We start from the raw sequence: 20,520 nt of genomic DNA on the forward strand, positions 1-20,520 counted from the left end.
ACAATGTACGTAACACAAAGTTAGGTAGGGGGAAAAGTGATGGGAAGTTTACGATTACATATAGAAAATAAAAAAAGAAACCAAGAACTAAGAAATATGTGTCTCTATTCATTCGGGAAAACAGTATCAATATTTGGTAGCTCTATTTATAGTTTTGCATTAGGATTATATGTTTTACATATAACCGGATCAGCATTAAATTTTGCCATTACGCTTATTTTAGGAACTATTCCGATGATTGTTATGAATCCATTTGCTGGTGTAATTGCAGATAAAGTTGATAAAAAGAAATTGGTCATTTGTATGGATTTACTAAGTGGAAGCTTATTAATTACTGTTTATATATTTAGCAGTAATTATGGATTAGACTTATTCACCATTTATGCTACTACCTTTCTTATAACGGTATTTACAACATTTTTTGGAATAGGATTAGAAGCTGCAAAACCAAATATCGTCTCCAAAGAGAGGCTAATGAGTATTAACTCTATAAGTAAAATTATCGATTCTATATCTTTAATTCTAGGTCCTATGTTAGGTGGTATTGTTTTTGCAGTCTTTGATATTAAAATTTTTATAATTATAAACGGTATTTCATTTATCCTTTCGGCTATTTCCATATTATTTATTAACTTTAAATTGTTTGAGCAAAACATAAATGAGGAATGTTCAATTAGAAAAATTAATTTTATTGAAGATATAAAGGAGGGATACTCTTACTTAATGGAGCGGAAAAGCTTAAAAAATACGTTCAGTATTTTAATTTCACTTAATTTCTTCTTAGGGTTTGCTGTAACTGTTCCATTGCCATACATTATTAATACAGTTCTCGATCTTGGTTCTAAACAATTTGGTATGATTCAAGGGACTTTTCCAGTAGGCATGATAATTGGTGCGATTTTAGTAAAAAAGATAACCGATCGTTTTTCTTACGCTTATCTTTTGAAAAAGTTAAGCTTTATGTTGGCGGTTTTTATGATTATTTCAGGAATTCCAGTTTTATTCAAAAGTTTTGAGGTAAATGATTTTGTATACGTTATTACCTATTGTGTTGTTATGTTCTTTTTAGGACTAATTATAGTGCTTATTGATATACCTATAGCTTATTTCATGCAAAAAGAGATTCCTGATGAATATAGAGGGAGGATTCTCAGCATTGGATTAAGTATAAGTAAAATGATGCTTCCTATAGCAATGGCGCTATCCGGTCTATTATTAAATTATATTCCAGCCTACATGATTACAATTGTAGGGGGAATCTTATATTTAATAGTAATTAAAGTTTCATCGAATTGTTTCATATTAGAAGTTCATTCGAAAGATTATAGCGCTTAGTAGATCTTAGATTATTTATATAATGGATACTGCTACATTTTTCAAGATAAGAAATGCAAATACTATAAAATGAAAAAATTGGCTGATTTCCCATGAACAATTTTGAAAAGATTACATATTCGTTTTGGAGACTACTTTAAAATTGTAGGTTGAGGGGGATGAATATCGTTCTAAATACAATAAGAAAATTTAACTTTGTTGATTGACCTTCCCCTTACAGGAAGCAGTATATTTAAAATAATTAATTACAGGAGGTGAGTGTTATGCTTTCAATTGGAGAGTTTTCAAAAATATCTCATCTTACAATGAAGACGCTGCGCTATTATGATGAAATTGGGCTTTTAAAACCAGCTTTCATAGACCCTAAGAATGGATATCGCTACTATGATATTTTCCAATTAGAAATAGCTTTATTGATTACACGATTAAAAACTTATTTATTTTCGCTGGAAGAAATTAAGGATATTTTAGAAAATCGGGAGAAAACTGAATTGCTTAACTCTAAAATGAAAACCAAACAAGAAAATCTAACACAGCAGATAACATATTATTCTTCTTTATTAAAAAAATTAAAGCGTGATATTCAACAATTAGATGAAGAAGAAAGTATCATAGGTTACTTAAATCATATTGAGATTAATCTTGTAAATCACTTAACCTATAATATATCATCTCAGCGAAAACAAATTAATACCGTTGATTTCCTAACACACTTTAATGAGTTGTTTAGTAAAATTTCATTTGAAAATTTATTACCTATTGCAAAACCACTTGCTATTTTCCATAGTTCAGAATATGTACCTGAAAATTATGATGTGGAAATTGCGATTCCCCTTGCAGAAGCCACAAATAAAACAAAAGTGTTTAATCCCGGTCTTTGCGCAATGGCTACGCTTATTGGTTCTTACGAAGAATTACCTTTTATTCATACAAAGCTACACGTTTGGATTGAAGAAAATAACTATAAACTGAATGGAGCTCCGTTTGAAGTTTATAAAACGAATCCTTATAGCACACAGGAGGAGAATAATATCATAGAAGTTTATTTTCCTATAAAATGAATAAAGGGAGGAGCGTATCACAATGTATGGTATAAACCGGCCAACAATAAAAGAAAAAATATTAATTTTAGTTACTGAGATTATCTATCTAATCATTGCGTATTACTTACTTTTCATTACTTATTTCAAACCAGGCATTTCAATAGGGCTGTTTATAGCTTTAATTATCACCGCTTTACGATTAACGGCTATGATGTTTATATGGTTGCCTAGAGGGATTTCATGGCAAGAAGCCATTATGAACAGTATTGCTTTTGGAATTTATTATTTAGGTTTTCCAATCTTAATGATTACTAGTAATCAGGATCCTAATTTAATATTACTTACAATAGGTTGGATATTGTTTTTAGGAGGAAGTATGTTAAACACAGTTTCAGAGCTACTTAGAAAATCCTTTAAAGACAATCCTGTAAATCAAGGTAAGCTATATACAGGTGGTTTATTTAAATATGCGATTCATATTAATTATCTGGGGGATTGCCTTTGGGTGTTAGGTTTAGCATTTATCGCTAGCAATATTTATAGTTTATTTATACCTCTAGGCCTGTTCTTTGTATTCGTTTTTGAATATATTCCAAAATCTGATGGTTACTTACAGAAAAAGTATGGAGAACAATTTACAGTCTATAAACAGAAAACAAAAAAATTAATACCGTTTATTTGGTAAATCAGTTTCATAAATTATAAAAAGCGCAGGATTAGCATCCTGCGCTTTTCTATCGTAATTCAGCGGTTTTTCTAATGACAATCTTATCAATATCATCTTCTTCATCACCAATAAATAATCCGCGTTCTTTTAAATATGCTTCAAAATATAAATCTGCTTCAGCACGTTCGTCATATGGCTTTACAGAGAGAACGAAACCTAATTTGTTTTGTTCTTCTAAGTGAGAAGTGGAGATGTAAGCCGGTACATTATGGCGTAAAAAGAGTTCTTTAACTGGAATAATCATATCTTTCATTAATTTCGTTAGCATACCCATTTCAAACTCGAAATTAAAGCGATCTATACTAGATAAATCAGCGAATACTACACCGATAAAACCTGTATTAAATACTTCTTGATATTCTACATCTTCATCATGGCCGCCATAAAAATTCTTTTCGATTAAATAATTTACAAAATAAGCAACGCCATCACTTTGTTCAAATGGTTTCGTTGAAAGAACAAAACCAATTTTCTTTTGTTTATGTAAATACACACATGACATGTATGCTGAAATGTTATGTTCTTTAAATAAAGCACTTGTTGCTCCAGAGAGACCATCTAGTACGTGATGAACAATTTGAAGTTTTTTACGAGCGAAATAATAGGATTTCTTTTGTAACTCCAATGTATCAATAAAGACAGAGCCGATAAAGCCTGTATTTGAAATAATAGGTGCTTGCTTTTTTCTTCCTCTGCGCTTTAATGGAGCCATTGTTAAAATCATCCCTTCATGTACGTTTAAAATAAAAAGAACGTTTGTTCGTATATTTATATTTTACTATTAAAACGCTATAAAGTAAAGGGTTTTTGATGAAAATATAACAAAAAAGACACCTTATAAAAGGTGCCTTAAACGCTGTAAGGGATAGGGTTTACCCTAACTATTTATATTATGATACAGAAACAATCTCTTCTGTATCTTCTACATCTAAATGACAGTCCATAGTACGAACATCTTGATCTTCATGACTTCCGAAATAAATAGTAATTTTCATATGTATCGCTCCTTTATTCTAGGAATACCTAAAATAATTACTAGTAATGTTAATATTTATTATATACCACTTTTTTCATTCCGACAACGTTATATCATTTTTAATTATTTTAAACTATAGAGCACAATTTAAAGAGGTACTTTTTATAGAAAATGGTAAATTTCTAATATGTTATATTTAATATAGAAAAATTCGAGTGTTACTTTTTATGAAAAGGAGAACTATTGATGAATTATAAACAACTACTACTAGATAACTTTGCATTTAAAACTTCATATGTTGCACAATTTGTGCCCGGAATGAGTATAAAAAAAACGAAAGATTATATTGCTGTTGATTGTGGATTACCTGCCGATACATTTAATATCATCACTCTACTAAACAATAATTTAACGGAAGGGATCGAGAAATTATATAAAGAGGTAGAATACTATTATCAAAGAAATTTTCCAATGAGTGTTTGGTTATGGGATGAGGAGCAAGAGCGGGATATAAAAAGTGAGTTAATTAAAATCGGTTTAAAAGAAGTGGAACAGAATATTGCGATGGTAGCAGACTTAAAAACAATTTCCCCAACAATAAACATGCCAGTAAGTTTTACTATTCAACAAGCATCTTCACCTGGACAAATAAATAAATTTGGAGAAACGTTAGCTAATCTATTCGGCACATCAGAAGAAGGTATACATGTACAAGCATTCTATAATCAAATTTCTAATCTTGATATATGTAACAGTGAGAATATGAAATTATTTTTAGGGTTATATGAAGGTGAAGTCGTAACTGTTGGTTCATTGATATGTTCAAAAGATAGTATTGGTATTTATGACATAGCAACTAAAGAAGGAATGAGAGGACGAGGGTTTGGATCTGCTATGTTCAATTTCCTGCTGCAAGAAGCACATAAATTTAAAAATACGTATTGTGTATTACAAGCTTCACCCGATGGAATCAATATTTATAAAAAATCGGGATTTCAAGCTATCGGCAAAATGACTGTATTGGAAAATCGACATTTAATTGAGTGAATCATTCAAGTTAAATCGTCTTTATATAGGAGCTTATAAATCGTTATGAAAAAGATATATCTCGTTACAATAATTTGTGCCTTTATAGTAATAAGTATCTTTGTTTTTCAGAAAATAAATGAACATAAGTATACTAAAGCTATGAATCAATCAAATCATATAAAAAATATCGCACATAGAGGTGCTTCTGCATATGCGCCTGAACATACAATAACAGCATATAAATTAGGACAAAAAATGAATGGAGATTATATAGAAATTGATCTCCAAATGACAAAAGATGGGCATTTAGTGGCAATGCATGACGAAACCTTAAATCGTACAACAAATGGTACTGGGCTAGTGAAAGAGCATACATTAGTAGAAATAAAGCAACTAAATGCAGATTCTTTTTTCAACGAAAAATATCCGAACTTAGCAAAGAAAGAATTTGAAAATGCTAAAGTCCCAACATTAACAGAAATTATTGAAACGTTTGGGCATAACGCAAACTATTATATCGAAACAAAATCACCTAATAAATATCCAGGAATGGAAGAAAAATTATTAGAAATTATTAATCACTATGAAATACAGGATAAAGTTATTATTCAATCGTTTAGTGAAGAAAGTCTGCAAAAGATTCATAGCTTAAATAGTAATATATCTTTAGTACAATTATTACCTTATAAAAAAGCAGTTCAATTAACAGAATTAGAGATAGAAAAGTATAAAACGTACTGCATAGGTCTTGGTATGAATTACAAATATATTGATTCAGATTATGTAAAGAAAATAAAGAAAAGCGGATTAGAAGTTCATCCATTTACAGTAGATAATGAAAAAGATATGAAAAAGTTACTTTCATGGGGAGTCGATGGGATGTTTACTAATTATCCGGATCGTTTACATTCAATATTATTGGATTTGAAAAGTCATGAATAAGAAGTGTTATTCATAAAGGAAAAATTTACAAAACCTGCATATTAGGATTATCAATGCAAGAAGGCATGTAGCATATAAAAAGAAAATACCAAAAACCGCAACTTGAAGACTTAGGTTGTGGTTTTTTTATTGCTTCGATTTCAACTTACAAAGTTTGAAGCTAGAAGTGAAAACCTTTTTAGCTGAATTGGCTTCCTATGTATTTGTACTTCGTATCGTTCTAGGTATATGTACAACCCGTGAGACGAGTTTTGCATAGGATAATAGAAAAGGAGATGTTGCATATTGAAATACCACAATAGAAATGTAAGTAATCTGAATAAATTAGCGGATAATACGAAAGCTGCAGCTTTTAAGTGGTATCAGTACTGTATCGACAATGGAATTGAAGTATTAATTTATGAAACAATCCGTACAGTCGAGCAACAACGTGAATATGTTCGTAAAGGAGCATCACAAACGATGCGCTCATATCACTTAGTAGGACAGGCATTAGATTTTGTTCCAATTCAGTCGAATGGTACAGAAGATTGGAATGGCTATAATAAAGAACCGTGGGCTTCAGCAATTCGTTATGCTAAACAAATTGGTTTCGAATGGGGCGGTGACTGGAAAGGATTTGTGGATAGCCCGCATTTGCAATATAACTACAAAGGGTATGGAACGGATACTTTTGGAAAAGGTGCTCAAAACGTAGTGACTCCTCCCACGTCGAATGATAATGTAGGGGTTGCTTATATTAACGGTAGTAATGTAAATTTACGAAAAGGACCTGGTACTGGATATGGCGTTATTCGTCAATTAGGGAAAGGAGAGTCCTACAAAGTATTTGGACAAACAAATGGTTGGTTAAATCTAGGTGGCGATCAGTGGGTTTATAACGATCCATCATACATCCGTTATACGGGAGGAAATGTACCAGCAACTTCACAATCATCAAATGATGGTGTAGGTGTAGTTACTATAATCGCGGATGTATTGCGTGTTCGTACCGGCCCTGGAACAAATTACGGCATTGTGAAAAACGTGTATCAAGGTGAAAAATATCAATCGTTTGGATATAAAGATGGTTGGTATAATGTTGGTGGAAATCAATGGGTTTCTGGTGAATATGTTACGTTTGTAAAGTGAAAATAAGAGCCGTCCAGTTGGGCGGCACTTTATTTTAAATATTCATAGGGCGAGCACTTATAATATCATTCGTGATGCATAGAGTATAATTTTTCATTCTAATAATCAGAAAGTAATCAAAATGTAATTAATTTCAACTACGCTTTTTATATTTTTTTGATACACTGGCTACGAGGGGGATACCAATTAAGGTCGGTAAAAACCAAAACCATATTGGCGGAAGTAAATTTATAATGGGAATATGGATGCCGACATTTACTAAAAGTGCGGTGACTGCACCAATATAAGAACCTAACATGCCTCTAATGTGGTGATGGAGCCAATTTTTCCAACGTTTTTTTCGTGCAAGGTATCCATAAATCGCAAATGAATAAGAGAAGATTGCTACATAAAATAAATATGCGATTTTATCCCAGTTGATAATGGATAATATTATTGCCGTAAGGGTAATGACAACATAGGATGCATGATATATTTCGCCCCATTCGGTATGTTTTCCTTTCTTCTTTTGGGCAACCATCGCTACAATACCAGTGATTAAGCATATTGTTCCAAATAGGATGTGTATGGTTAAAAGAATGTTAAAAATGCTCATAATAATTCCTCCTTTTTTATTTTTATAGTATTGCAGTATAGGAGAAAAGTTGAAAAATATAGTTAGTTCGGCTTAATATATTGAAATAAAGGTACTCCTAGAACAAAACCCAATGATTTTAATATTTAGTGAGATGATTATTATGTTAAATGAAGGAGAGACTTCTATGTTTACATCTATTACATATTTACAATCTGGCAATGAGAAACAACAAAAAATATATGATGTTTTGAATAGCCTAAACATAATGGAGGATTTAGCTTTATATAATCCCGTTCTTTGCGGGACAATCCCTATAAGAATTGATACTCCTCAATTTGACTTAGATATTGTAATGGAAGTATATAATTTTGATGTTTTTGAGCAGGAAATGAGATCTTTATATGGTTCTTATGGAGGGTTCAACATAAAAAAGAAAAAAATTAAAGGTACTGAATCGATAAAGGTGAATTTTGAATTCGAAGGTTTTGAATTTGAATTATTTGCTCAACCGAAGCCAGTGCGTAATCAAAATGCATATAGACACATGATAGTGGAGCACATGCTATTAATGCAGCATCCCCATATAAGGGAAGAAGTTATTCGCTTAAAGGAACAAGGTTTAAAAACAGAACCTGCTTTTGCTCAAGTATTAAATATTGACGGAGATCCTTATGAAGAGCTTATTTTATTAGGGCAGGAAATGAAATTGTGGTAAATAAGATACATAAAAAAATCCTCCAAAAACAAAAGAGGATTTTTTTATGCTGTTAACTTCCGAATTAATTCACTGAGCAATTTAATTCCGTTAGTCATTTGTTCTGGAGTAGCATATCCATATGATAAACGAATGTACTGATCTGATTCTTCTTCATAAATACGTCCCGGATTTAAAAGAATTCCTTTTGATAGTGCCTCTGAAAATAGTTTTTTCATCGGAATGTTATGTACAACCTTTAGCCATATAAAAAATCCACCACTAGGAATATCCCATGATGCAATATCTGCACAATATTTATTTAAAGCTCGTATCATTATTTGTCTTCGTTCTTTCAGGTGCATTCTTACGTTTGCTACATGTGCTTCATAAAAACCTTCATTTATCCATTCAGCAGCTACTCTTTGAGATAAAGAGCTGGATCCATAGTCTGTTTGCATTTTTATATCTGACAATCTATCAATAACAGGTTCTGGTCCGATTATCCATCCAATTCTAAGTCCTGGGCTAAGTGTTTTAGAGAGACTACCAATATATAATACATGTCCATGTTTATCCATCGACTTTAAAGGAGCTGGAGGTGATTCATCAAGCCATAACTCTCGGTAAATATCATCCTCGATGATAGGCAATTGCTCTTTTTCACATATTTTTAATATTTCTTTTCTTCGCTCTTTGGACATCAATAGCCCCGTTGGATTTTGAAAACAAGGGATTGAATATAAAATATTATTCTTTTGACTATATTTAATTCGTTTTAATAAGTCGTTAGGTAAAATACCGTGATGATCCATTGATATACCTGATAAATTTATATTTGCTGATTGAAAAACATGAAGTGAATATAAGTAAGAAGGTTGCTCAAGTAAAACAGTTGACTTTCTATGTAAAAGACCAATTGATATTAATTGTAATGCTTGGAGTGCACCAGAGACTATTAATATAGAACCCGGTGATGCATGTATTCCAAATGATCTTACATATTGGCTTATTGCTTCTCGTAACGGATAAAAACCTTTTTGTTCTTCGTATCCAAAATAATCTAATTCCTCACTGACTTTTTTTATTATAGATTGCATAGTTTCGAGCGGAAAAAGGTGAGGTGCAAGTTCACCTTTACTAAGATGGATAAGCTTTTTATTTGCTTCTGCTTCATTTATTTCTCGAACCATTAACTTACTTGGTTTATGAATACCGGCTTTTACATATTCACTCCAATCGGGCGGAGGATTAGTTGCTAATAATGACCATGTATTATTCATTACAATTGTTCCTGCTCCGATTTGTCCTTGAATTAAACCATCTGCCATAAGTTCATCTAGCGCATTTATTACAGTACTTCGATTTACATGAAATAATTTTGCTAACTGCCGCTGACTAGGGATTTTACTTCCAATTGGCCATTCTCCGTTTTCAATTTTTTCTTTCATATAGTCTATTATCTGCCGATATTTGGGCACTTTTTTATCGGTTGTCATATAAAAAACTCCTTCGTTTATTTAAAAGATTCAAAGTGGTTGGTTTTTCCGATAAATAACTGGTTGAAGACATTGTATCAACTATTAAATATGATGAAAAGAAATAATTGGTAATTTAAAAATGGTTGGTTTTTTAGGGAAGGAGAGAAAATATGCATAATAAAAAATGGGATTTACGCATTATATGTGCTCACGCTTTTACAATTCTTATATGGGGAACTGCTTTTCCAGCAATTCGTATGGGGCTTGAATCTTATACGCCTGAACACCTTACTTTACTACGCTTATTAATCGCTTCATTTATACTTTTGTTATTTTCATTTATATACAAACTACGACTACCGGATTTAAAGGATATCCCAGCAATTTTTATATTTGGTGCTCTAGGATTTACTATTTATCACATCGCATTAAACTACGGCGAAAAAACAGTAAATGCTGGATCTGCAAGTTTAATAATTTCAGTCACTCCAATAGTAACGGTAATTCTTGCTTCTGTTTTTTTGAATGAAAAAATGAAATTAAATGGCTGGATCGGTGGTGTAATGAGTTTTGCAGGAATTGCCTTAATTTCATTTAGCCAAGGCGACGCTATTCAATTGAATAGCGGGGGATTATTTATATTATTAGCGGCGATTTCAGAAAGTCTATTTTTCGTTTTCCAAACATCTTACTTAAAAAAATACGGCTTCTTACCATTTACCATATATACAATTTTGTCTAGTACTGTATGTATGCTTATTTTCTTACCCGGAGTTTATCAAAAAATACTAGCAGCTCCTCTTGAAGTTAACTTGAGCGTTATATATTTAGGTGTCTTTCCAACAGTACTCCCGTATATTGCATTGGCCTATATTATATCTCGTGCTGGTGCTTCTGAAGCAACAAGTTCTCTATATTTAACGCCAATAACTGCGTGTTTCATTGCTTGGATATGGTTAGGAGAAGTGCCAACTTTAGTTTCGATAATTGGCGGAGGAATTACTATACTTGGAATTGTGATTGCTCATATACCGGTATTAAGAAAAGAAAAACATAGGAATTTAGCAAATAATCAATCCGTATAATGTAATTCAATAATAATTTTATGATACTTTTTTATATAGTTTCTTTCTTATGTTGATAAATATAATATTTTGTATTTCAGTTAAATATTGTATGTTACATTTTATGTAGTAAGCATTTTAAAAGGAGCTGACAACATAATGAATGGAAAAAGAAAAATTTTCACATGTATTTCTATTGTAGGAATCGGACTAGCTAGTTTTTCTAATTCTAGTTTCGCAGCAAGTGTAACGGACAATTCAATACAAAATTCTATTCCCGTAGTTAATCAACAAGTAGCTGCTGCAAAGGAAATGAAACCATTTCCCCAGCAAGTTAATTATGCAGGTGTTATAAAACCGAATCATGTTACACAGGAAAGTTTAAATGCTTCTGTAAGAAGTTACTACGATAATTGGAAAAAGAAATATTTGAAAAATGATTTATCTTCTTTACCTGGTGGTTATTATGTAAAAGGAGAGATTACAGGTGATGCTGATGGGTTTAAGCCACTTGGAACTTCAGAAGGTCAAGGGTATGGGATGATAATTACAGTATTAATGGCTGGTTATGATTCGAATGCTCAAAAAATCTATGACGGTTTATTTAAAACAGCAAGAACTTTTAAAAGTTCTCAAAATCCTAATTTAATGGGATGGGTTGTCGCAGATAGTAAAAAAGCACAAGGTCATTTTGATTCTGCTACTGATGGAGATTTAGATATTGCGTATTCTCTTCTTCTTGCTCATAAGCAGTGGGGATCTAATGGAACAGTTAATTATTTGAAAGAAGCACAAGACATGATTACAAAAGGTATTAAAGCTAGTAATGTTACAAATAATAACCGACTAAATTTAGGAGATTGGGATTCTAAAAGTTCACTTGATACGAGACCATCTGATTGGATGATGTCACACCTTAGAGCATTTTATGAATTTACAGGTGATAAAACTTGGCTTACTGTTATTAATAATTTGTACGATATTTATACGCAATTTAGTAATAAGTACTCTCCAAATACAGGACTTATTTCAGATTTCGTTGTAAAAAACCCACCACAACCCGCACCTAAAGACTTCTTAGATGAGTCAGAATATACAAATGCATATTATTATAATGCTAGTCGAGTACCTTTAAGAATTGTAATGGACTATGCGATGTACGGCGAGAAGCGAAGTAAAGTCATTTCTGATAAAGTCTCTTCATGGATTCAAAATAAAACGAATGGAAATCCTTCTAAAATTGTGGATGGTTATCAATTAAATGGATCCAATATTGGTAGTTATCCAAATGCTGTATTTGTTTCACCGTTTATTGCTGCAAGTATAACGAGTAGCAATAATCAAAAGTGGGTAAATAGTGGTTGGGATTGGATGAAGAATAAGAGAGAAAGTTATTTTAGTGATAGTTATAATTTATTAACTATGTTATTTATTACAGGAAATTGGTGGAAGCCTGTACCTGATGATAAAAAAACACAAAATCTAATAAATGATGCAATTTATGAAGGATACGATAATTAATTAAATTTGAGAATGGTTACTGAAGAAAGGAATTAGCATTCGCTAGTTCCTTTTTAATGTTTTGTAAAACATTATCCATTCTAAAATTCGCATAGATATACTTGCTTTTTTCATATACATAGTTATTGATGACTCTATGTTTTTATGAAGGGAGAGTATTTCTTGGAAAAAGTATTATTTTTCGGAGATCCAGGTATTGATGACTCATTTGCCATTATGTATGGTTTACTGCATCCCGAAATTGAAATTGTCGGTATTGTAACCGGATACGGAAATGTTGAGCATATACATGCTGCACATAATGCAGCGTATATTTTACAGTTAGCAAATAGACAAAACATTCCTGTCATTAGTGGTGCAACAAAACCACTGACAGAAGAAATCACTACGTACTATCCTGAAATTCACGGAGCAGAAGGATTAGGGCCCATCCATGTTCCAAGAAATATATTATCTATTCCAATATATAATTTCGGCAGTATTGCTGCGATTCTTATAAAGTACGGAAAAGATTTAACGATTGTTGATGTAGGAAGATCTACCTCGTTAGCAATTGCTTTTAATTTATGGAATGATTTAATGCTAAATGTAAAAGGAATCTATTTCATGGGTGGTGTTTTTTTAGAAGTAGGAAACGTTACGCCATTAGCAGAGGCAAACGTGTATGGAGATCCGATAGCAAGTAAAATTGTTTTCCATCAAGCAAAGAATTTATTCATATTCCCTTTAAATGTAACAAACAAAGCTGTGTTAACACCAAATGTATTTAACTATATTCAAGCTAATGCAAAGAATCCATTTCATATGATAATGAAACCAATGTATGACTACTATCTATCCGCATACCAAAAACTTAATCCATCTATGGAAGGACCTTTGCTACATGATGTGGTTGCAATAAGCGGATTAGTAAATCCAAGTTTTTTTGAATTTGTGCATCGTACAGTAAATGTAGATACATACGGAGATACGAAAGGACAAACATTTGCTGATTTTCGCCCTAACTCTCAATCTGAAGGAGCCCGTATAGCTTTAGAAATAGATGCAGAAAAATTCATTCAAGATTTTATAAAAATTATGTTATAAGTTGCTGTCGAAAAAGGGAATTATTTCAATGCGTTGAATATAAAAATACATCCTCTAGATAAAGGAGCTTACAATATTGAATGTCCAGTTAAAGGTTGTTACGAGAGACAATTGGGAAGATGCATTAAAGTTACAAGTTAAAGAAGATCAAAGAAAATTTGTCCCCGCTGTAGCAGTTTCACTTGCTAAAGTATATATAAAACCAGATGGTGACAATGTAGAGTACATACCATTCGCTATATACGATGGTGACCTTATGGTTGGTTTTGTTATGCATGCTGTTGTAATAGAGACATCGGATATGTATTGGATTAACGGATTTATTATTGATCAATCGCAACAAGGTAATGGTTATGGAAAAGCAGCATTACAAGAAAGTATTGATATAATAAAAAATACTTTTAAATCGTGTAAAGAAATAAGATTAACCGTACATAAAGATAATCTCTCTGCAAAGAAATTATATGAACGATATGGTTTCATATCATTAGGACAGGAGTATGATGGTGAGCAAGTATACCGTTTATTTGTTTAACTATTAAGAAGTAAAGGTGTGAAATGAAATATGCAATTTACTGAAGTGAAAATTGAAGTGTTCATTCCTGAAGAATATATTGAAACATTAAGGGATGAATTAAATAAAATTGGAGCATGTAAAACGGGCGAGTATGACCATTGTCTTTCCTATAGTTCAGTGAAAGGATATTGGAGACCTTTAGAAGAGGCATCTCCTTTTAATGGAGAAATTGGTCAAATATGCGAAGGACAAGAATGTAAAGTTGAAATAAAGTGTAAACGAGAACTTGTAAAAGATGCTCTTGAAGTTATTAATGATATTCATCCGTATGAAACACCTATGATTTATATTATACCAATACTAAATGACTATTTTGAGAAACTATACATTAAATAACTAGGAGGAATATCAATTGAAAAGTAAATTTCATCATATTGTACGAGCAGTCATGATAAAAGATGAAAAATTATTAGTTGCTGAATATATCGGCCATCATTATTTTTTACCTGGTGGCCATGTTGAAATTGGAGAATCAGCAGAGAATGCATTAAAAAGAGAGTTAAGAGAAGAACTTGGAGTAAACTGTAGTATACAACAATTTTTAGGCGTCATAGAAAATCAATGGCAAGATAAAGAAGTGCTTCATCATGAAATTAACCACATTTTTGAAGTAGAGTCACAAGATTTACATACGGACTTAACACCGAAATCTAGCGAGTCTCATTTAGCATTTCACTGGATAGATTATAATAAAGAAGCCTTAAATCATTATGAAATCATGCCAATGCCTTTAGTGAAGGAATTACTAGAAAGAAAGTTAAGTGATGAACTACTAAATTGTTGGATTAGTAATTTTTAAATCACTTTATTTATAGTAAATACGTCCATCGAATGAATATAAAGAAAATAGGCTGAAAAACAAGGTACATCACCTAGTGTAAGTTCATATTTTGTTGATGTACGCATTTAGTCTATAGTCTTGTTTCTACTTTGTTTAAAAGAATTTATTAACTTTAATATTTGGACGGAATTTACATTTATAAATGGAGGGTTTCATAATGAATCAGTTTCAACAAGAACTACAATCATTAAACCTTAATGATTATCAAACTGGCAATGTTGTGTATTGGGATCAACAACAAAGTCAATATCCATACTATTACATTCAAGACGATGCACGTCGTTGCGGCGGATGTGGCGGTTGTGGTGGACGTTGCGGTGGATGTGGCGGTAGATGTGGTGGTTGTGCAGGTCGTTGCGGCGGATGCATAGGATGCGCAGGATGTTTCAGTTGCTTTAATTGCTGGAACTGGTGGATTATTTAAGTATAGAAAATTCAAGTTATTTTATATGAAAGAAAGGTGTAAAAACTATTTTGCACTTTTCTTTCATGCTGTAATTTTGATGTGTATTAAGGGGGATTTATTTGTATACATATGATAAGTTGATTTCTTGGGTAGAGGATATAAAAGAAAAAAATCATAGTTCTGCTACAGCACTTTGTATTATAAAAGATAATAAAATCGTACTAGAGCATTATAGTGGTTATCACTCAAATACATCTACAACCAAGAGAGTAACAGCATCTTCACAATTTAACGTTGCTTCTGCTAGAAAAAGTTATTTAGGATTAATGATAGCGTATGCGCTTTATGAGGGGAAAATAAACTCTATTGATGATGAAGCGATAAAATATTTTAAAGACTTTGATCCTGCATTGCTTAGTAAAACGACGATAAGACATTTAGTAACACATTCGCACGGATTAGAAGAAACGAATGACAGGACAATTTTTCGTGAATTTGCACCGGGACAATCATGGGCGTATAGAGATATTAATGTAAGAATGATGACACGTCTTATTTATCAGCTATATAACAAAAGTTTTCCTGAATTGTTAAAGGAGCGTGTGTTTAAGCCTGCTAATTTTCAAGAAACAGGTTGGAGAGTTCAGCGAGATGAAAATTTAGTTGACGTTGTTAATAATCCAAATGAAGACGCAATTAGTGAAATTGGTACGGTAGATGACGGTACTGAAAAAAATTTGTTTGTCTCAGCTAGAGAATTTGCGCAGTGGGGCAATCTTCATTTAAATCAAGGTGGGATAGATGGTAAACAAATTGTTCCAAAAGAAGTTATAAAAATCGCTACGAGTTTGCAGAGTCCAACATATATAAACAAAGAGCTACCACAAAATGGATTGTTTTGGTTCATCCAAAATGAGCCTGCGCAATTAAGCGAACTTGGTGAACGTGTTCCAAAAGGGTCGTATCAAATATTAGGGATTACTGGACCGACCATTTTAGTAATACCTGAATATAATGTAGTTGTTGCAAAAATGTATAACAAAAGATATAACTACGGCGGTGATAATTACTTATATTATTTACGTGAATTTAGTAATTTAGTCGCTGATACATTTAGTAACGGTAATAGGGCATAATTACTCCTATAACAAAAAGGAGTGATTGAAAGTGAAAGATAAAGTGAACAAAAATAAAAAACAAAATATAAAAGATGTAAATACAGAGCAAAATGCAATTTATAGCGATCCTAAAGATGCAGCTAATATGCAAACTGTACCGCAGCCGAAAGATTTTGATGAAATCGAATATTAATTTTTCATCCGACTATATGATGAATGAAAAATACGTCTTAAGTCTCATAACATTTAAGAAATTATTTGATAACATATATACATAAGCATTTGAAAATGTCTTATCTTAACAAAGCTTTCTTTAGAAATATCTGATATAACCTGCAAAAGGCACTTCTTTATGAAGTGTCTTTTTGTGTATATGAACTTAATTACCATTTTCCGTACAGTATCTTGCAATTTATGATGGATATACTAACTGTGAAAATTCATGTCAAGATAAAAGAAGGGGACAGTTAGCATGAAACAAACTTCTATAAATCCGTTACTAATTGTTCTAGGTACAATCATTGTTCAAATTGGCCTTGGAACAATTTATACATGGAGTTTATTTAATCAACCCCTTGTAAGTAAGTTTGGATGGAATCTTAATTCAGTAGCGATAACTTTCTCCATAACAAGTTTTTCTTTATCATTCTCAACTTTATTTGCAGCAAAGTTACAGAAAAAATTAGGACTTCGGAAACTTATTGCTACTGCAGGAATTGTTTTAGGACTCGGCTTAATACTTAGTTCACAAGTTTCTTCCTTACCACTATTATATTTATTAGCCGGTGTCGTTGTTGGTTATGCGGATGGAACAGCTTATATTACATCACTATCTAATTTAATTAAATGGTTTCCAAATCGGAAAGGGCTTATTTCAGGTATATCTGTATCAGCGTATGGAATGGGCAGCTTAATCTTTAGATATATAAACGGAAATCTTATCGATAACCTTGGTGTATCACAAGCATTCTTATATTGGGGTATTATCGTGTTACTTTTAGTGTTAATTGGATCGTTCTTCTTACGTGAGGCAATTGTAAGTAATGCTGTAACTGAAACATTACACAATGACTATACTCCGCGTGAAATGATGCGAACGAAACAAGTATATCTGCTATTTTTTATGTTATTCACCTCGTGTATGGGTGGTTTGTATTTAATCAGTATGGTAAAAGATATCGGCGTACAACTTGTTGGACTTAGCGCAGCAACCGCTGCAAACGCCGTTGCTATGATTGCAATCTTTAATACAGTAGGTAGAATCATTCTTGGGACGTTATCAGATAAAATCGGGCGAATGAAAATTGTCTCTGCAACGTTTATTATTATAGGATTGTCAGTCTTTACTTTAAGTTTTATTCCGCTAAATTACGGAATCTATTTTGCTTGTGTAGCAAGTGTCGCCTTTTGCTTCGGCGGTAATATAACTATATTCCCAGCTATTGTCGGAGATTTCTTTGGATTAAAAAACCATAGTACAAATTACGGGATTGTCTACCAAGGTTTCGGATTTGGTGCGCTTGCAGGATCATTCATTGGAGCGATACTTGGAGGATTTCAACCAACTTTCATTATAATTGGTGTTTTAAGTGTTATTTCCTTCATTATTTCAATATTAATCCGTCCACCAACTGCAGAGAAGACAAAGGAACTAAAACATCTACATCGGAAAGTGGCGTAATACTAAAAAGAGTCCTAATATAGGGCTCTTTTTAGTACAAAACATTTTTTGTGTAGAGAGAATAGAGTTATTTAATTTAAAATGAAATGAGTAGCAGATACTTAGAATATTCATATTGTTTTATAAAGGAACTAACATGTTGCTAAAAACATTTAGAAAATTACAGTTAACAAACTTTGTGATGGAACGTGCACTTCATTCATAGACCATTATTTTCTTATCAGTTTACAATGAAAGTAGTTGGCTTTTATTGATTACAACCATAATTTCTTCTGTTGTGGCATTCGCTACAACAAATATTGATGACATTTTTATACTACTTGTTTTATTTTCACAAGTAAGAACAGAAGTAATTAGGAAAGAAGGAAGAGCTGTCCGCGAAAAAGCTACGAGAAAAAAACTTTATATTGTTATTGGACAATATTTAGGATTTAGTATGATTATTTTTCTAAGTATCATTGGTCTTTAAGCTCTTTTTTCATTCCTGTTTCGTGGATTGGATTATTAGGATTCGTGCCAATTTATATGGGGGTTAAAGGACTATTGTCACTTCGTTCTTATAAAAGTAATGAAGTTATCGATAACGTTACTGTTTCATTATTTAAAGTAGCTTCAATTACATTAGCTAATGGAGCTGACAATATTTCGATTTATATACCAATGTTTGCTAGTCAAACTCTTGAAACAAATATCGTTACATTAGTTATCTTTTTTTCCATGATAGCGATATGGTGTTTTATTAGCTACAAATTGATAAAAGCTCCTATACTAGCTAAAGTACTTGAGGAAAACTGTCATATTATTGTTCCAATTGTTCTAATTGGTTTAGGAATGTTCATTCTTTTTCGTAGTGGTACAATTGGACTATTCTCCTAAGGTGTTGAAATAACGGAAGTTTTCATAAAAAAGAATTGAACAATTTTAATATTTTTTGAGCAATTATATTCATTGAGATTAATTAGATTCTACACAACGTATATAAGTCTTATTACAGATGAAATGTAGTAGGGCTTTTTTTATTTTAGTGAAATGAAACAATTGTATTAGTGATCTACGACTATTATTTAGACAGGACATTAGCATTATGAAGTTGAATAGCTATCGTAAAAGGAGCGTGATAATTAAAATGAAAATAGTAAAACAATGGGTCCAAGAAGATAGTGATTACATAAGAGAAAAAGTAATTGAATATAACCAAAAACATATTTCAGATGAAGAGAAAAAGCCTTCAGAAAAAATTAGTTTTATAGTGAGAAATGAAAAGGGAAAAATTGTAGGTGGAATAACTGCAATTACATTTTGGCACCACGTACATGTTGATTTCCTGTGGGTTTCTGAAGAATATAGACACGAAGGTTATGGAACCAAGTTAATAAAACTTATTGAAGAATTTGCAATTGAAAAAGGGTGTAGGTTAATTAATTTAGATACTTTTAGTTTTCAGGCGCCTGATTTTTATAAGAAGCATGGATATAAAGTAATCGGAGTAAGTGAAGATCATCCGAAAGGACATAATCATTATTATTTAGAAAAACGGCTAAAAAGTATATAGAATTTGTTAACATTAGTATTTGGAATACACATGCAATAAGGGCGAGGTTATTATTAATTTTAGTATTAATTGAATCAATTTTTATTCTAAAACTGCAAGAACGTACTTTGGATAATCTTCCTAAGGTACGTTCTTTTTTTATATCAGTAGCCTATTCTTATTAACTCCACCAATAGTGGTAAAGGCAAGACTTAACTAACTTATATATATTAAAAGGAGTTAATGGTAGAATGAATAGAAGACAGAAAATTCCTTTTATTAAAAATAGAGGAGGTACATATGAAAAAAGTTAATGTTACATACGCGATTTTGTACGATAAAACTAATGAAAAGATTTTAATGGTAAAAAACAAAGGGGAAAATGGTTCTTATTATACATTACCAGGTGGCGCAGTTAAATTAGGAGAAACATTGGAAGAAGCAGTAATTCGAGAAGTAAAAGAAGAAACAGGGTTACATATAAACGTAAAAGGGATTTGTTCTATCAGCGAAGCCTTTTTCGAGGAAAGAGATCATCATGCAATTTTCTTTAATTTTCTAGGTGAAATAATTGGCGGAGAGACATATATATCAAGGCCGAAAGAAATTGAAGAGATTACTTGGATGGAATTACATATAGCAGCTCCATATTTACGCATACCAGAACATTTACTAGATTTATTACAAAAGAAAGAAACAGTACCTTATTTTTTTAACGGAACAATCGTTCATCAATCTTCATAAAAATATTATCTCATGT

General features: G+C 31.8%; 22 protein-coding genes and 1 pseudogene. 20 read left to right on the forward strand and 3 right to left on the reverse strand.

Features of this window, described 5'->3' with window-relative positions; genetic code table 11:
* The first annotated feature begins 39 nt into the window (after positions 1-39).
* The 3 genes from ACTFR3_RS00790 to ACTFR3_RS00800 all read left to right on the forward strand — a co-directional run bounded on the left by ACTFR3_RS00790 (position 40) and on the right by ACTFR3_RS00800 (position 3,063).
* Positions 40-1,335: an MFS transporter gene (locus ACTFR3_RS00790; RefSeq protein ID WP_000535173.1), complete on the forward strand. Its 1,296-nt coding sequence runs from the start codon at positions 40-42 to the stop codon at positions 1,333-1,335.
* Between the two features lie 263 nt (positions 1,336-1,598).
* Positions 1,599-2,396 (forward strand): MerR family transcriptional regulator, encoded by a 798-nt coding sequence (locus ACTFR3_RS00795; RefSeq protein WP_000948769.1) that lies wholly within the window; start codon positions 1,599-1,601, stop codon positions 2,394-2,396.
* Positions 2,397-2,418: 22 nt separating this feature from the next.
* Entirely contained in the window at positions 2,419-3,063 is a 645-nt protein-coding gene (locus ACTFR3_RS00800; protein WP_000274258.1) for a methyltransferase family protein, read from the forward strand.
* 49 nt (positions 3,064-3,112) lie between these two features.
* Here the strand turns inward: ACTFR3_RS00800 and ACTFR3_RS00805 are convergent, their stop codons facing one another.
* The gene (locus ACTFR3_RS00805; RefSeq protein ID WP_000035355.1) at positions 3,113-3,817 is read right to left on the reverse strand and encodes a hypothetical protein; all 705 of its coding nucleotides are present in this window, start codon (positions 3,815-3,817) and stop codon (positions 3,113-3,115) included.
* Positions 3,818-4,327: 510 nt separating this feature from the next.
* On the opposite strand from ACTFR3_RS00805, the gene ACTFR3_RS00810 reads away from it, so the two are divergent.
* The 3 genes from ACTFR3_RS00810 (at position 4,328) to ACTFR3_RS00820 (ending at position 7,183) form a co-directional block, all read left to right on the forward strand.
* The gene (locus ACTFR3_RS00810; RefSeq protein ID WP_141541680.1) at positions 4,328-5,128 is read left to right on the forward strand and encodes a GNAT family N-acetyltransferase; all 801 of its coding nucleotides are present in this window, start codon (positions 4,328-4,330) and stop codon (positions 5,126-5,128) included.
* A gap of 45 nt (positions 5,129-5,173) precedes the next feature.
* Positions 5,174-6,052, forward strand: coding sequence for a glycerophosphodiester phosphodiesterase (locus ACTFR3_RS00815; RefSeq protein WP_440044074.1), 879 nt, complete (start codon positions 5,174-5,176; stop codon positions 6,050-6,052).
* A gap of 285 nt (positions 6,053-6,337) precedes the next feature.
* The gene (locus tag ACTFR3_RS00820) at positions 6,338-7,183 is read left to right on the forward strand and encodes an SH3 domain-containing protein (protein ID WP_000873738.1); all 846 of its coding nucleotides are present in this window, start codon (positions 6,338-6,340) and stop codon (positions 7,181-7,183) included.
* Positions 7,184-7,316: 133 nt separating this feature from the next.
* Here ACTFR3_RS00820 and ACTFR3_RS00825 read toward each other — a convergent pair whose 3' ends face one another.
* On the reverse strand, positions 7,317-7,778 hold the full coding sequence (locus ACTFR3_RS00825; RefSeq protein ID WP_000021744.1) for a DUF2306 domain-containing protein: 462 nt from the start codon (positions 7,776-7,778) through the stop codon (positions 7,317-7,319).
* A 166-nt stretch (positions 7,779-7,944) separates the two neighbouring features.
* Here ACTFR3_RS00825 and ACTFR3_RS00830 point away from each other — a divergent pair, with 166 nt between their 5' ends.
* A complete protein-coding gene (locus tag ACTFR3_RS00830; RefSeq protein WP_440044075.1) occupies positions 7,945-8,475 on the forward strand; it encodes a DUF4269 domain-containing protein in 531 nt (176 codons plus the stop codon).
* A 44-nt stretch (positions 8,476-8,519) separates the two neighbouring features.
* Here the strand turns inward: ACTFR3_RS00830 and norG are convergent, their stop codons facing one another.
* On the reverse strand, positions 8,520-9,953 hold the full coding sequence (gene norG, locus ACTFR3_RS00835) for an efflux pump transcription regulator NorG (RefSeq protein WP_071740714.1): 1,434 nt from the start codon (positions 9,951-9,953) through the stop codon (positions 8,520-8,522).
* A gap of 152 nt (positions 9,954-10,105) precedes the next feature.
* Here norG and ACTFR3_RS00840 point away from each other — a divergent pair, with 152 nt between their 5' ends.
* The 13 genes and pseudogenes from ACTFR3_RS00840 to ACTFR3_RS00900 all read left to right on the forward strand — a co-directional run bounded on the left by ACTFR3_RS00840 (position 10,106) and on the right by ACTFR3_RS00900 (position 20,504).
* On the forward strand, positions 10,106-11,020 hold the full coding sequence (locus ACTFR3_RS00840) for a DMT family transporter (RefSeq protein ID WP_000551625.1): 915 nt from the start codon (positions 10,106-10,108) through the stop codon (positions 11,018-11,020).
* Positions 11,021-11,158: 138 nt separating this feature from the next.
* Positions 11,159-12,520 (forward strand): glycosyl hydrolase family 8, encoded by a 1,362-nt coding sequence (locus tag ACTFR3_RS00845; protein ID WP_440044076.1) that lies wholly within the window; start codon positions 11,159-11,161, stop codon positions 12,518-12,520.
* 162 nt (positions 12,521-12,682) lie between these two features.
* Entirely contained in the window at positions 12,683-13,606 is a 924-nt protein-coding gene (locus ACTFR3_RS00850) for a nucleoside hydrolase (RefSeq protein ID WP_440044077.1), read from the forward strand.
* 76 nt (positions 13,607-13,682) lie between these two features.
* On the forward strand, positions 13,683-14,141 hold the full coding sequence (locus ACTFR3_RS00855; protein ID WP_001102671.1) for a GNAT family N-acetyltransferase: 459 nt from the start codon (positions 13,683-13,685) through the stop codon (positions 14,139-14,141).
* Positions 14,142-14,171: 30 nt separating this feature from the next.
* Positions 14,172-14,519: a divalent cation tolerance protein CutA gene (gene cutA / locus ACTFR3_RS00860; RefSeq protein ID WP_001160791.1), complete on the forward strand. Its 348-nt coding sequence runs from the start codon at positions 14,172-14,174 to the stop codon at positions 14,517-14,519.
* A gap of 16 nt (positions 14,520-14,535) precedes the next feature.
* Positions 14,536-14,982, forward strand: coding sequence for an NUDIX domain-containing protein (locus tag ACTFR3_RS00865; RefSeq protein WP_000836832.1), 447 nt, complete (start codon positions 14,536-14,538; stop codon positions 14,980-14,982).
* A gap of 199 nt (positions 14,983-15,181) precedes the next feature.
* Positions 15,182-15,448 carry a heterocycloanthracin/sonorensin family bacteriocin gene (locus tag ACTFR3_RS00870; RefSeq protein ID WP_001071389.1) on the forward strand — a complete coding sequence of 89 codons (267 nt, stop codon included), beginning with the start codon at positions 15,182-15,184 and terminating at the stop codon, positions 15,446-15,448.
* A gap of 101 nt (positions 15,449-15,549) precedes the next feature.
* Positions 15,550-16,566 carry a serine hydrolase domain-containing protein gene (locus tag ACTFR3_RS00875; protein ID WP_000288894.1) on the forward strand — a complete coding sequence of 339 codons (1,017 nt, stop codon included), beginning with the start codon at positions 15,550-15,552 and terminating at the stop codon, positions 16,564-16,566.
* 31 nt (positions 16,567-16,597) lie between these two features.
* Positions 16,598-16,741 carry a hypothetical protein gene (locus ACTFR3_RS00880; RefSeq protein ID WP_000653680.1) on the forward strand — a complete coding sequence of 48 codons (144 nt, stop codon included), beginning with the start codon at positions 16,598-16,600 and terminating at the stop codon, positions 16,739-16,741.
* 279 nt (positions 16,742-17,020) lie between these two features.
* Positions 17,021-18,229, forward strand: a complete 1,209-nt coding sequence (locus ACTFR3_RS00885) for an L-lactate MFS transporter (protein ID WP_000815137.1) — start codon at positions 17,021-17,023, stop codon at positions 18,227-18,229.
* Between the two features lie 250 nt (positions 18,230-18,479).
* Positions 18,480-19,105 (forward strand): annotated as a pseudogene (locus ACTFR3_RS00890) (cadmium resistance transporter).
* A gap of 250 nt (positions 19,106-19,355) precedes the next feature.
* The gene (locus tag ACTFR3_RS00895) at positions 19,356-19,781 is read left to right on the forward strand and encodes a GNAT family N-acetyltransferase (protein ID WP_000706723.1); all 426 of its coding nucleotides are present in this window, start codon (positions 19,356-19,358) and stop codon (positions 19,779-19,781) included.
* 279 nt (positions 19,782-20,060) lie between these two features.
* Positions 20,061-20,504, forward strand: a complete 444-nt coding sequence (locus tag ACTFR3_RS00900; RefSeq protein ID WP_000757601.1) for an NUDIX hydrolase — start codon at positions 20,061-20,063, stop codon at positions 20,502-20,504.
* Positions 20,505-20,520: the final 16 nt, after the last annotated feature.

This window comes from Bacillus cereus group sp. MYBK14-1, from assembly GCF_051916885.1.
GTDB classification, from domain to species: Bacteria; Bacillota; Bacilli; order Bacillales; family Bacillaceae_G; genus Bacillus_A; species Bacillus_A cereus.